Source organism: Paraburkholderia sp. 40 (genome assembly GCF_050434105.1).
Taxonomy (GTDB): domain Bacteria; phylum Pseudomonadota; class Gammaproteobacteria; order Burkholderiales; family Burkholderiaceae; genus Paraburkholderia; species Paraburkholderia tuberum.
Genome location: NZ_JBNPVY010000004.1, coordinates 1,712,559 through 1,725,551 on the forward strand (window position 1 = coordinate 1,712,559; position 12,993 = coordinate 1,725,551).

Annotated in this window: 8 protein-coding genes and 1 pseudogene; 7 read left to right on the forward strand and 2 right to left on the reverse strand. The window is 63.2% G+C overall.

The window, feature by feature from the left end; genetic code table 11:
- The first annotated feature begins 13 nt into the window (after positions 1-13).
- The 3 genes from OKW28_RS29580 (at position 14) to OKW28_RS29590 (ending at position 5,158) form a co-directional block, all read left to right on the forward strand.
- The gene (locus OKW28_RS29580) at positions 14-1,279 is read left to right on the forward strand and encodes an MFS transporter (protein ID WP_429450878.1); all 1,266 of its coding nucleotides are present in this window, start codon (positions 14-16) and stop codon (positions 1,277-1,279) included.
- Positions 1,280-2,003: 724 nt separating this feature from the next.
- Positions 2,004-4,367, forward strand: a complete 2,364-nt coding sequence (locus tag OKW28_RS29585) for a UvrD-helicase domain-containing protein (protein WP_429450880.1) — start codon at positions 2,004-2,006, stop codon at positions 4,365-4,367.
- A complete protein-coding gene (locus OKW28_RS29590) occupies positions 4,364-5,158 on the forward strand; it encodes a 5'-methylthioadenosine/adenosylhomocysteine nucleosidase (RefSeq protein ID WP_429450882.1) in 795 nt (264 codons plus the stop codon). The genes OKW28_RS29585 and OKW28_RS29590 overlap by 4 nt, the downstream gene beginning before the upstream one ends.
- Positions 5,159-5,166: 8 nt before the next feature.
- On the opposite strand, the gene OKW28_RS29595 is transcribed toward OKW28_RS29590, so the two are convergent.
- Positions 5,167-7,071, reverse strand: a complete 1,905-nt coding sequence (locus tag OKW28_RS29595; RefSeq protein ID WP_429450884.1) for a propionate--CoA ligase — start codon at positions 7,069-7,071, stop codon at positions 5,167-5,169.
- A 161-nt stretch (positions 7,072-7,232) separates the two neighbouring features.
- Between OKW28_RS29595 and OKW28_RS29600 the strand changes: the two genes are divergently transcribed.
- The 4 genes and pseudogenes from OKW28_RS29600 to galU all read left to right on the forward strand — a co-directional run bounded on the left by OKW28_RS29600 (position 7,233) and on the right by galU (position 12,616).
- Positions 7,233-7,823, forward strand: a complete 591-nt coding sequence (locus OKW28_RS29600) for a tlde1 domain-containing protein (RefSeq protein WP_429450885.1) — start codon at positions 7,233-7,235, stop codon at positions 7,821-7,823.
- Between the two features lies 1 nt (position 7,824).
- Positions 7,825-8,067, forward strand: coding sequence for a hypothetical protein (locus OKW28_RS29605; protein WP_429450886.1), 243 nt, complete (start codon positions 7,825-7,827; stop codon positions 8,065-8,067).
- Between the two features lie 713 nt (positions 8,068-8,780).
- A pseudogene (locus OKW28_RS29610) lies at positions 8,781-11,673 on the forward strand (valine--tRNA ligase).
- 61 nt (positions 11,674-11,734) lie between these two features.
- Positions 11,735-12,616 carry a UTP--glucose-1-phosphate uridylyltransferase GalU gene (galU, locus tag OKW28_RS29615; protein WP_429450887.1) on the forward strand — a complete coding sequence of 294 codons (882 nt, stop codon included), beginning with the start codon at positions 11,735-11,737 and terminating at the stop codon, positions 12,614-12,616.
- Between the two features lie 99 nt (positions 12,617-12,715).
- Here galU and OKW28_RS29620 read toward each other — a convergent pair whose 3' ends face one another.
- Positions 12,716-12,943: a sulfurtransferase TusA family protein gene (locus tag OKW28_RS29620; protein WP_026225937.1), complete on the reverse strand. Its 228-nt coding sequence runs from the start codon at positions 12,941-12,943 to the stop codon at positions 12,716-12,718.
- Positions 12,944-12,993 lie beyond the last annotated feature (50 nt).

Below are 12,993 nucleotides of genomic sequence, written 5' to 3' on the forward strand. Positions count from 1 at the left end.
TTTTTTCTAGCGCATGGAAACGAGCCTCGATAAAAGCGCCCTTGCCGGCGCATCCACCACGGGGACGAGCACGTCTCCGGCCGCCGCTGCGCCGGCGGCCGCCAAGGTCCAGCGCACGGTGTATTCCGTGCTCGGTGCGATCAGCTTTTCGCACCTGCTCAACGACATGATCCAGTCGCTGATCCTCGCCATCTACCCGATGTTCAAGGACAACTTCTCGTTGTCGTTCGAGCAGATCGGTCTGATCACGCTGACCTACCAGATCACCGCGTCGCTGCTGCAGCCGCTCGTCGGCAGCTATACCGACAAACATCCGAAGCCGTACTCGCTGCCGGTCGGCATGGGCTTCACGCTGGCCGGGCTGCTGCTGATGTCGGTCGCGCCGAACTTCGGCGTGCTGCTGGTCGCCGCGGCGCTGGTCGGCTGCGGATCATCGGTGTTCCATCCGGAGTCGTCGCGAGTCGCGCGGATGGCCTCGGGCGGCCGTCACGGTCTCGCGCAGTCGTTGTTCCAGGTCGGCGGCAATGCGGGTTCGTCGCTCGGGCCGCTGCTCGCCGCGCTGATCGTGATTCCGCACGGGCAACGCAGCATCGCGTGGTTCTCGGCGGCGGCGCTCGTCGCGATCGTCGTGCTCACGCAGATCGGCCGCTGGTACAAGCGTCATCCGTCGGTCAGGAAGGCGCGCGGCCAGGGCGCGCATGTGACGCTGCCGCGTAACGAGATCATCCTGGCGATGAGCGTGCTGGTGTTGCTGGTGTTCTCCAAGTACTTCTATCTCGCCAGCATCAATAGCTATTTCACGTTCTATCTGATCGACAGGTTCCATCTGTCGGTGCAGGCCGCGCAGATCCATCTGTTCGTGTTCCTCGCGGCGGTCGCGGCGGGGACGGTGATCGGCGGGCCGATCGGCGACAAGATCGGGCGCAAGTACGTGATCTGGGTGTCGATTCTTGGCGTCGCGCCTTTTACGCTGCTGTTGCCGTATGCGAATCTGTTCTGGACTGGTGTGCTGACGGTTGTTATTGGGGTGGTGCTCGCCTCGGCGTTCTCGGCGATTCTTGTTTATGCGCAGGAGTTGATTCCTGGGAAGGTTGGGATGGTGGCTGGGTTGTTCTTTGGTTTTGCCTTTGGGCTTGGCGGCGTGGGCGCCGCGGTGCTTGGGGAACTCGCTGACGCTACCAGTATTGCGTTTGTTTATAAGGTTTGTTCGTTTTTGCCGTTGATTGGGGTGCTGACTGTTTTGTTGCCGGATGTTGAAGGGAAGCGGGTTAAAGGGTGAGCGCGGGCCGCGGGGTTGGGGGCTTTTCCTTATCGTGCTTTGTTGGCCTTTCCTTGTTGTCTTGTCGGTCTATTAGCGTTGCCCCTGTGCGGGGCGGCACCTACTTTCTTTGCTGCTGCAAAGAAAGTAGGCAAAGAAGACAGCTAAAACCGCCAACTCTTAAGCGGGTCCCTCTGTCTGCATGAGGTAGTGGTGCATCTGGAATCCCTGCTCCCGCACATTCCGCGGTAGTGACAAGGCCGTCATTCTTCCGGCGGCGCTACGCGCGCCGAAACCCCGTTCAAAAACCACTGGTTGTTTCGGCGCATCGCCGAGGCGCAGCCGAGGGCCCCCGCTGCGCGGGCAAAACCATTGGTTTCCCTGGCAGACCCATCCGCGACGCACGTAGTGCGGAGTGGGAGGGATGACGGCTTTGTCACGAACGGCGGAATGTGCGGGGGCACTGATTCCAGATGCACCACTACCCCTTCCAAGCCAGGGGACCCGCTTATGGGCTGGCGGTTTTAGCTGTCTTCTTTGCCTACTTTCTTTGCAGCAGCAAAGAAAGTAGGTGCCGCCCCGCACAGGGGCAACGCTAATAGACCGATAAGCCAACAAGGAAAGGCCAACAAAGCCAGAACAACGAAAAAAACCCAACCCATATCCAGAAGAACAAAAAAAACCAAAAAAAGCGCCGCCCCCGCCGGGGCATATAATGTCCCCCGAACTGCGCCTCAGCAAAAAAATGCCCGACCTCCTCTCGAATCTAAACCCCGAACAACACGCCGCCGTAACGCTCCCGAATGAGCCCGCCCTGATCCTGGCGGGCGCGGGGAGCGGCAAAACCCGCGTCCTGATCACCCGCATCGCGTGGCTGATCCAGCAAGGCCTCGCGTCCCCCGCGACCGTCCTCGCGGTGACCTTCACGAACAAAGCCGCCCGCGAAATGATGGCGCGCCTCTCGGCGCTATTGCCGATCGACACGCGCGGCATGTGGATCGGCACGTTCCACGGCCTGTGCAACCGTATGCTGCGCGCGCATCACCGCGACGCCGGGCTGCCCGCCACGTTCCAGATTCTCGATACCGCGGACCAGCTGTCGGCGATCAAGCGCCTGATGAAGGGCCTCAACATCGACGACGAAAAGTACCCCGCGAAAAATCTCCAGTACTTCATCAACAACGCGAAAGAGCAGGGTCTGCGCCCCAAAGACGTCGACGCCACCGACAACTTCAACCGCAAGTTCGTCGAACTCTACGAAGCCTACGATCAGCAATGCCAGCGCGAAGGCGTCGTCGACTTCCCCGAGCTGCTGCTGCGCTGCTACGAACTGCTCGCGCACAATCCGCCGCTGCGCGCGCATTACCAGGCGCGCTTCAGGCACATCCTCGTCGACGAGTTTCAGGACACCAACAAGCTGCAATACGCGTGGCTGAAGCAACTCGCGGGCCAGCACAACGCAATCTTCGCGGTCGGCGACGACGACCAGTCGATCTACGCGTTCCGCGGCGCGAACGTCGGCAACATGCGCGACTTCGAGCACGAGTTCAACGTGCGCAATCTGATCAAGCTCGAGCAGAACTATCGTTCGCACGGCCATATTCTCGATGCCGCCAACCAGCTGATCGCGAACAACTCGCGACGCCTCGGCAAGAATCTGCGTACCGACGCGGGGCACGGCGAACCGGTGCGCGTCTACGAATCGGCGACCGATTCGCAGGAGGCCGGCTGGATCGTCGAAGAGATCCGCGCGCTGATCAACACCGGCCTGTCGCGCAGCGAAATCGCGGTGCTCTACCGCAGCAACGCGCAGTCGCGCACGATCGAGCACACGCTCGTCAACGCGGGCATCGCGTATCGCGTGTATGGCGGCCTGCGCTTTTTCGAGCGTCAGGAAGTCAAGCACGCGCTCGCGTATCTGCGCCTGATCGACAACCCGAACGACGACACCGCATTCGGCCGCGTCGTCAATTTCCCCACGCGCGGCATCGGCGCGCGTTCGATCGAACAGCTCGCCGACGCCGCGCGTCTGTACAACTGCTCGATGGCCGCGGCGATTCCGTACGTCGCGGGCAAGGCGGGATCGAGCCTCGCCGCGTTCGCGAACCTCGTCGGCAAGATGCGCGCCGACACGCAGCAGATGAGCCTGCCTGAGACCGTCGAGTACGTGGTCCGCGCGAGCGGTCTCGCCGACTTCTATCAGAACGAGCGCGAAGGCCAGGAGCGGCTCGAGAACCTGCAGGAACTCGTCAACGCGGCCGCCGCGTTCGTCAGCGAAGAAGGCTACGGGCTCGATACGCCCGCGCGCTCGATTCCGCTGCGCCCAGGAGCCAGCGCCGCGCCCGAACTCGCGGTCGCGACTGACGATCCGAACACGGTGGTCCTCGACGCGCCGGGCATCGCCGATCCGGCGCAAAACCCCGACACGATGACGCCGTTGGCGGGTTTCCTGTCGCACGCGTCGCTCGAAGCGGGCGACAACCAGGCGCAGGCCGGCCAGGAAGCGGTGCAGCTGATGACGGTGCACGCGGCAAAGGGGCTCGAATTCACCGCAGTGTTCATCACCGGCCTCGAAGAGGGGCTGTTCCCGCACGAGAACAGCGCGATGGAGGCCGACGGCCTCGAAGAGGAGCGGCGTCTGATGTACGTTGCGATCACGCGCGCGAAGGAGCGGCTGTACCTGTCGTTCGCGCAAAGCCGGATGCTGCACGGCCAGACCCGCTACAACATCCGCTCGCGCTTCTTCGACGAATTGCCGCAGGAAACGCTGAAGTGGCTCACGCCGAAGGTCGAGGCGGGCTCGCGCTGGGGCGGCCGCTCGGACAACGCCGGCTACGGGCGCGACTGGTTCGCGCGGCCGGGCTACGGCGGCGGATCGACGGCGACGGCGGCGGTGACCTCCGCACCGGCACCCGCGTTCGCGAACGAGCAACGCGCGGCCGACACGGGCTTCCGGGTCGGCCAGCAGGTGTTCCACACGAAGTTCGGCGAAGGCACGATCACCGCGCTCGAAGGCAGCGGCACCGACGCGAAGGCGCAGGTCCGCTTCAAGCGGCACGGCGAAAAGTGGCTGGCGCTCGCGGTGGCTAAATTGCAGGCGGTCGAATGAGCGCGTCCTTGAACACGAGCCACGACGTGCGGCGGCCGCTCGGCATCCTGGCCGCGTTGCCGCAGGAACTCGGCGACCTGATCGAAGCGATGCGCGCCGAGTCCGGCGTGCGCACGCTCACGCACGGCCAGCGCGATTACCACGTCGGCACCGTGCACGGCACGACGTGCGTCGTCACGCTTGCGCGCGTCGGCAAGGTCGCGGCGGCCGCGACGGTCAGCGCACTGATTCACGCGTTCGATGTCGAAGCCATTGTGTTCACCGGCGTTGCGGGGGGCGTCGGCGGCGACGTGCATGTCGGCGATATCGTCGTCGCGAGCACGCTGATGCAGCACGATATCGACGCATCGCCGCTGTTTCCGCGCTTCGAGGTACCGCTGCTCGGCATGTCGCGCTTCACCACCGATGCGGCGCTCGCCGACCGTCTAACCGCCGCATGCGAGCAGTTCGTCGCCGAGGAAGGCGCGGCCTGCGCGGCGCGCTTCGGCACGCGCGCGCCGCGCGTGCATCGCGGCTTGATCGTCAGCGGCGATCAGTTCGTCGCGAGCGCGGCGGCCGTCGCGGCGTTGCGCGACGCGCTGCCCGACGCGCTCGCGGTCGAGATGGAAGGCGCGGCGATCGCGCAGGTCTGCTACGAGTACGGCGTGCCGTGCGCGGTCGTGCGCACGATCTCCGATACCGCCGACGACCATGCGCCCGGATCGTTCATGTCGTTCCTGACCGGGATCGCGGGCACGTATTCGAACGCGATTCTCGCGCGCTTTCTCGGCACGCGGGACACCGCGGGCTGAGCGCCCGCTTATTTCTTCCTGCCGTCGCCGAGCGCGTCGCGCACCTGCTGCAGCGCGGCCGGATCTTCGATCGTCGGCAAATCGCCCGGCTCGCGCCCTTCGGCGAGCGCCGCGATAGCGCGGCGCAATAGCTTGCCGGAGCGCGTCTTCGGCAGCATCGATACCATCACCACGCGCGCGGGCCGCGCAATCGAGCCGAGATGGCGGTCGACCGTCATCGCCAGTTCGGCTTCGAGCCGCGCGCGCTCGCTCGGGTCGCCTTCTCCCTGCGCGCCGCGCAGCACGACGAAGGCCATCGCCGCCTGACCCTTGACCGGATCGGTCACACCGACCACCGCGACTTCCGCGACAGCCGCATGGCTCGACAGCGCCTCCTCGATCTCGCGCGTGCCGAGGCGATGGCCCGCGACGTTGATGACGTCGTCGGTGCGGCCGAGGATCGTCACGTAGCCGTCTTCGTCCTGCACGCCCCAGTCGAACGTCGAATACACCTGCTGGTTCGGCACGCTCGACCAGTAGGTGCCGACGAAGCGCTTGTCGTCGCCCCATACCGTCGACATGCAGCCGGGAGGCAGCGGATAGTCGAGCGTCAGCACGCCTTTCTCGCCGGGCGCGCAGGGCTCGCCGGTCAGCTCGTCGCGCACGGTCAGGCTATAGCCGATCGAGGGCACGCCCGGCGAACCGAGCTTGGTCGGCAGCGCCTCGATGCCGCGCGGAATCGCGAGCATCGGCCAGCCGGTTTCGGTCTGCCAGTAGTTGTCGATCACCGGCTTGTTCAACGCGTTGGAGATCCATTCGGCGGTCGGTTCGTCGAGTGGTTCGCCGGCGAGAAACAGCGTGCGCAGGCTCGACAGATCGGCTGCCTTCATCAGCGCCGGGTCCTGCTTCTTCAGCACGCGTATCGCGGTCGGCGCGGTGAACATCAGGTTGATCTTGTGCTGCTCGACGAGCCGCCACCAGATGCCGCCGTCCGGACGAATCGGCGTGCCTTCGTACATCACGGTGGTCAGCCCCGCGATCAGCGGCGCGTACACGATGTAGCTGTGGCCGACCACCCAGCCGACGTCGGACGCGGTGAACATGGTGTCGCCGGGCTTGCCCTCGAAGATGTATTCCATCGATGCCGCGAGCGCGACCGCGTAGCCGCCGACATCGCGCTGCACGCCCTTCGGTTTGCCGGTCGTGCCCGACGTGTACAGCACGTACGACGGCTCGTTCGATTCGAGCCACTCGCACGGGACGTGGGCGTCGAAGAACTGTTCGCGCAGCGGCTCGTAGGCGACGAGGTAGGGCGCGTTCAGTCGCGCGGGCGCGAGCTGCCGGTCGATCAGCAGCACATGCGGTGTCTTGTGCATGGCACGCGCGAGCGCTTCGTCGACGAGCGGCGTGTAGTCGACCACCTTGCCGCCGCGCGCGCCGGCGTCGGCAGTGACGATCAGCACGGGCTTCGCGTCGTCGATACGCGTGGCGAGGTTCGGCGCCGCGAAGCCGCCGAACACGACCGAGTGGATCGCGCCGAGCCGCGCGCACGCGAGCATCGCGAACAGCGCCTCGGGGATCATCGGCAGATAGATCAGCACGACATCGCCGCGCTTCACCCCGAGCGAGCGCATGACGGCGGCCATCCGGTTGATTTCGGCGTACAGATCGGCATACGTGTAGTGCCGCTCGATGCCGGTTTCGGTCGATACGTAGACGAGCGCGTTCTGCTGCGCGCGTTCGGCCAGATGCCGATCGACCGCGTTATGGCAGAGATTCGTGCGACCGCCGACGAACCAGCGCGCGAACGGCGGCTTCGAGCGGTCGAGCACGGTGCCGAATGGCGTGTGCCAGTGAATGCGCCGGGCTTCTTCGCGCCAGAAGGCTTCGGGGTGGTCGATCGAGCGGCGGTGGAAATCGCGGTAGCGGGTCATCGGCGGCGATCCTCGTGCGGCGGGAGTGGACGGGGTTCGATGAAACGGAATCACAAATTGCGCGCCCGGTGCGGCGCTGGTTATGCGCACAAGCATAGCCACGGGCGGGAGGGGGGGCAAGCGGGTTCGCCGTAAGGGCGAAGGGCAACAGAAGAAAGTCGTTGTTCGTCATTTTCATCCGTCGCCCATTTCTTGTTTCTGCACCGCCAGGTAGGGTAGAGGCGATCAACGTGACAGGTCGTTTTCCCCCAGATATTGAGGTTTGTATGTCCGATCGATACGCCTCGGAGCGTGGTAGTCCGCGTGTTCCAGCTTGCGCGAGGTCTCAAGTATTTCTAAACTTTAACGGTCGTTTTTTGACCATGAGTGGTTCGACTTCCCGTATCTATGCCGCCGTGTCCGGAAGAACGGATAGCGGCGGAAAATTCGATTATTCGTCGATGCGTCAGCGCAAAGATGGCGTGGGTCCAATTCCCCCCGGCCAATATTGGATTGAGCCTTCGCAGATGTGGGAGAACCATTGGTACAACTTTGCCCCGCGTGCTGCCTGGGGTGATCATCGGATCACGATTCATGTCTATCCCGGAACACAGACGTATGGACGGGGCGGCTTTTTTATCCACGGCGGCACGCATGCGGGTAGCGCGGGTTGTATCAACCTGCATGCCGGGATGGAATCTTTCGTACGCGACCTGAAGGAGGCGGCTACGCCGTCGCCAGATTGCTACATTCCCTTGACGGTTAGGTACTGACATGCGGAAGTCCAGCATCGCCCGTTTTCTCGCTGGCGTAGTTCTGCTTGCCCTTGTCGTTGCGGTTGCTGCGGTTAACGTGATTAACCTGGACGAAGCGTATGGAAGCGGCGAGCCCTATTATTCGCGCACGACGAACATGGACAAGTGGAGCGATCCTTTGCCGGTGCTGGCTGTTGTCGACGGTGTTGCGGTTAACGTCATTGCGGTGGGTTTTTTGCTGTGGAGGCGGATGCGGGGCTAAGGCGAGGGTGGTGTTCTTTGCGGTGTTGGCCTTTCCTTGCTGACTTATCGGTCTATTAGTGTTGCCCCTGTGCGGGGCGGCACCTACTTTCTTTGCTGCTGCAAAGAAAGTAGGCAAAGAAGACAGCTCAAACCGCTAATTCTTAAGCGGGTCCCCTGGCTTGGAGCGGGTAGTGGTGTATCTGGAATCCGTGCCCCCGCACATTCCCCGTTCGTGACAAAGCCATCATCCGCTCCCACTCCGCACTACGTGCGTCGCGGACGGGGTCTGCCTGGGAAACCAATGGTTTTGCCCGCGCAGCGGGGGCCCTCGGCTGCGCCTCGGCGATGCGCCGAAACAACCAGTGGTTTTTGAGCGGGGTTTCGGCGCGCGTAGCGCCGCCGGAAGAATGACGGCCTTGTCACTACCGTGGAATGTGCGGGGGCACGGATTCCAGATGCACCACTACCTCATGCAGACCGAGGGACCCGCTTAAGAGTTTGCGGTTTTAGCTGTCTTCTTTGCCTACTTTCTTTGCAGCAGCAAAGAAAGTAGGTGCCGCCCCGCACAGGGGCAACGCTAATAGACCGATAACAAAGCAAGGAAAGGCCAACAAAGCCAGAACAACGAAAAAAGCGCAACCCCCTGTCCACACCGGCCGCCGGCCGGCAAAAAACCTCGTCCAGCTATAATCAACCCTTCCCCGCCTCCAAAATCCTGCCTTTAACAGAAACATGAGCGACACCCCGAGCGACCCGACCTCGACGCTTGCAAAAAGCTTCGAACCCCACACCATCGAAGCCCACTGGGGCCCTGAATGGGAAAAGCGCACCTACGCCGCGCCCTCCTTCGACGCGAACCGCAAGGATTTCTCGATCCAGCTGCCGCCGCCGAACGTCACGGGCACGCTTCACATGGGCCACGCGTTCAACCAGACCATCATGGACGGCCTGACCCGCTATCACCGCATGCTCGGCGAGAACACGCTGTGGGTGCCGGGCACCGACCACGCGGGCATCGCTACGCAGATCGTCGTCGAACGCCAGCTCGACGCACAGGGCGTGTCGCGCCACGACCTCGGCCGCGAGAAGTTCCTCGAGCGCGTGTGGGAGTGGAAGCAGCAATCCGGCTCCACGATCACGAATCAGGTGCGTCGTCTCGGTGCATCGATCGACTGGTCGCGCGAATACTTCACGATGGACGACAAGACGTCGGCCACCGTGCGCGACGTGTTCGTGCGTCTGTATGAACAGGGCCTGATCTATCGCGGCAAGCGCCTCGTGAACTGGGACCCGGTGCTGCTCACCGCCGTATCCGACCTCGAAGTGGTCAGCGAAGAAGAAAACGGCCACCTGTGGCACATCCACTATCCGTTGACCGACGGCTCGGGCCATCTGACCGTCGCCACCACCCGTCGCCACCACCCGTCCGGAAACCATGCTCGGCGACACCGCCGTGATGGTGCACCCGGAAGACGAGCGCTACGCCCACCTGATCGGCAAGACCGTCACGCTGCCGCTGTCGAACCGCGAAGTGCCGATCATTGCCGACGATTACGTCGACCGCGAATTCGGCACAGGCGTCGTCAAGGTCACGCCCGCGCATGATTTCAACGATTATCAGGTCGGCCTGCGCCACAAGCTGCCGCAAATCGAAATCCTCACGCTCGACGCGAAGATCAACGACAACGCGCCCGAAAAATACCGCGGCCTCGACCGTTTCGAAGCCCGCAAGCTGGTGGTCGCCGATCTCGAGGCGCTCGGTGCGCTCGAATCGGTCAAGCCGCACAAGCTGATGGTGCCGCGCGGCGACCGCACCGGCGTCGTGATCGAGCCGATGCTGACCGACCAGTGGTTCGTCGCGATGAGCAAGCCGGCGCCTGAAGGCACGTTCAATCCGGGCAAGTCGATCACCGAAACCGCGCTCGACGTCGTGCGCAACGGCCAGATCAAATTCGTGCCGGAAAACTGGACCACCACGTACTACCAGTGGCTCGAAAACATCCAGGACTGGTGCATCTCGCGTCAGCTGTGGTGGGGTCATCAGATTCCGGCGTGGTACGGCGAGAACGGCGAAGTGTTCGTCGCCAAGACCGAAGAGGACGCGCGCGCAAAGGCCGTCGCGGCCGGCTACACGGGGGCGTTGAAGCGCGACGAAGACGTGCTCGACACGTGGTTCTCGTCCGCTCTGGTGCCGTTCTCGTCGCTCGGCTGGCCGAACGAAACCGAAGAGCTCAAGCACTTCATGCCGTCGTCGGTGCTCGTCACCGGCTTCGACATCATCTTCTTCTGGGTCGCGCGCATGGTCATGATGACCACGCACTTCACGGGCAAGGTGCCGTTCGAAACGGTCTATATGCACGGTCTCGTGCGCGACGCCGAAGGCCAGAAGATGTCGAAGAGCAAGGGCAACACGCTCGACCCGATCGACATCGTCGATGGCATCGACCTCGACGCGCTCGTCGCGAAGCGCACCACCGGCCTGATGAATCCGAAGCTGGCCGCGTCGATCGAGAAGAAGACCCGCAAAGAGTTTCCGGACGGCATTCCGGCGTTCGGCACCGACGCGCTGCGCTTCACGATGGCGTCGATGGCCACGCTCGGCCGCAACGTCAATTTCGACCTCGCGCGCTGCGAAGGCTATCGCAATTTCTGCAACAAGCTGTGGAACGCCACGCGCTTCGTGCTGATGAACTGCGAAGGCCACGACTGCGGTTTCGGCCAGCCGGCGCAATGTGGCGAATGCGGGCCAGAAGGCAATCTGCATTTCTCGCAGGCCGACCGCTGGATCGTGTCGCAACTGCAGCGCGTGGAAGCGGAAGTCGTCAAGGGTTTTTCCGACTATCGTTTTGACAATGTGGCCAACGCCATATACAAGTTCGTATGGGACGAATATTGTGACTGGTACGTCGAACTCGCCAAAGTGCAGATCCAGACGGGGCAGCCGAACCAGCAGCGTGCCACGCGGCGGACGCTTTTGCGTGTGCTCGAAACGGTGCTGCGCCTCGCGCATCCGGTGATCCCGTTCATCACCGAAGCGCTGTGGCAGAAAGTGGCGCCGCTCGCGGGACGCTACCCGGAAGGCAAGGCAGAGGGCGAGGCGTCCATCATGGTGCAGCAGTACCCCGTCGCGGAGCCGTCGAAGCTCGATGAAGACGCCGAGCGGTGGGCGACCGACCTCAAGGCGGTGATCGATGCATGCCGTAATCTGCGCGGTGAAATGAACCTGTCGCCGGCGGTGAAGGTGCCGTTGCTCGCCACCGGCAATGCGGAGCGTCTTCGTACTTTCGCGCCTTACGCTCAGGCACTTGCGCGTCTGTCGGAAGTGCAGATCATCGCCGACGAGGCCGCGCTCGACGCCCAGGCGGATGGCGCGCCTATTGCTATCGTAGGAACGGACAAGCTGGTGTTGAAGGTCGAAATCGACGCAGCGGTCGAACGCGAACGCCTGTCGAAAGAGATCACGCGGTTGAGCGCCGAAATCGTCAAGTGCAACGGTAAGCTGCAGAATCAGGCCTTCGTTGCGAAGGCGCCGGCGGCGGTCGTGGAACAGGAGCAGAAGCGGCTGGCCGAGTTCGAAGCCACCGTCGGCAAGCTGAAAGCCCAACTTTCCCGCTTGCCGGCCTGACCGAGGCGCCCGCCCCCTCAACGGCGGGCAAGGATTTAACCAGAGGACTTAGGGTACTCACATGCTAAAAGTTACGAAGGCGGTCTTTCCGGTAGCAGGTCTTGGCACCCGCTTCCTCCCCGCCACGAAGGCTAGCCCGAAGGAGATGCTGCCGATCGTCGACAAGCCGCTGATTCAGTACGCGGTCGAAGAGGCGATGGCGGCCGGCATCACCGAAATGATCTTCGTCACGGGCCGCAGCAAGCGCGCGATCGAAGATCATTTCGACAAGTCCTATGAGATCGAGGCCGAACTCGAGGCGCGCGGCAAGGACAAGCTGCTCGAACTCGTGCGCAGCATCAAGCCGAGCCACGTCGACTGCTTCTACGTGCGCCAGGCCGAGGCGCTGGGCCTCGGCCACGCCGTGCTGTGCGCCGAGAAGTTGGTCGGCGACAACCCTTTCGCCGTGATTCTCGCGGACGACCTGTTGTACGGCACGCCGCCCGTGATGACGCAGATGATCGAGGTGTTCGATCACTATCACAGCTCGGTGATCGGCGTCGAAGAGATCCCGCCGCAAGATACAAAATCGTACGGCATCGTCGACGGCAAGGAATGGGAAGACTCGATCATCAAGATGTCGGGCATCGTCGAAAAGCCGGAGCCGGGCGTGGCGCCGTCGAACCTCGGCGTGGTGGGCCGTTATGTGCTGAAGCCGCGCATCTTCGAACACCTGCGCTCTATCAAGCCGGGCGCGGGCGGTGAATTGCAACTGACGGACGCGATCCAGTCGCTGCTCGCCGACGAACAGGTGCTCGCGTACAAGTATCACGGCACACGTTTCGACTGCGGCAGCAAGCTGGGTTACCTGAAGGCGACCGTCGAGTTCGCCCTGCGTCACCCGGAAGTAGCCGCCGATTTCGAAGAATATCTGCGTACCCGCTCGCCGGTTCTCGAAGGCTGACGTCGAAAGTCCGGCTGAAACGAAGAAGGCGCTGTACCCCGAATAATGGGGACAGCGCCTTCTTTTTTACATCGGACGGACAGTTTTACCGAATGCAGCTCAACGACGCCGCATCAGAAACGTAAACACCTTGTCATGCGCCGAGCTTTCGACGATCTCGTTGCCGGTCTGCTTCGCGAACGCGGCGAAATCGCGCTGCGAGCCGGGATCGGTGGCGAGCACCTTGAGAATCTGGCCGCTTTCCATGTCGGCGAGCGCCTTTTTGGCGCGCAGGATAGGCAGCGGGCACATGAGCCCGCGCGCATCGACTTCCTTGTGAATCTGAATTTGCATCGACGATGACCTTCGGGACGGGGCGTCGCTGACGACGCCGGACA

Excerpts from the sequence above, each read along its gene's own strand:
- OKW28_RS29595 (WP_429450884.1), bottom strand. The coding sequence starts at position 7,071 with ATGACCCGCTACCGCGATTTCCACCGCCGCTCGATCGACCACCCCGAA.
- OKW28_RS29590 (WP_429450882.1), top strand. The coding sequence starts at position 4,364 with ATGAGCGCGTCCTTGAACACGAGCCACGACGTGCGGCGGCCGCTCGGC.
- galU (WP_429450887.1), top strand. The coding sequence starts at position 11,735 with ATGCTAAAAGTTACGAAGGCGGTCTTTCCGGTAGCAGGTCTTGGCACC.
- OKW28_RS29585 (WP_429450880.1), top strand. The coding sequence starts at position 2,004 with ATGCCCGACCTCCTCTCGAATCTAAACCCCGAACAACACGCCGCCGTA.
- OKW28_RS29580 (WP_429450878.1), top strand. The coding sequence starts at position 14 with ATGGAAACGAGCCTCGATAAAAGCGCCCTTGCCGGCGCATCCACCACG.
- OKW28_RS29605 (WP_429450886.1), top strand. The coding sequence starts at position 7,825 with ATGCGGAAGTCCAGCATCGCCCGTTTTCTCGCTGGCGTAGTTCTGCTT.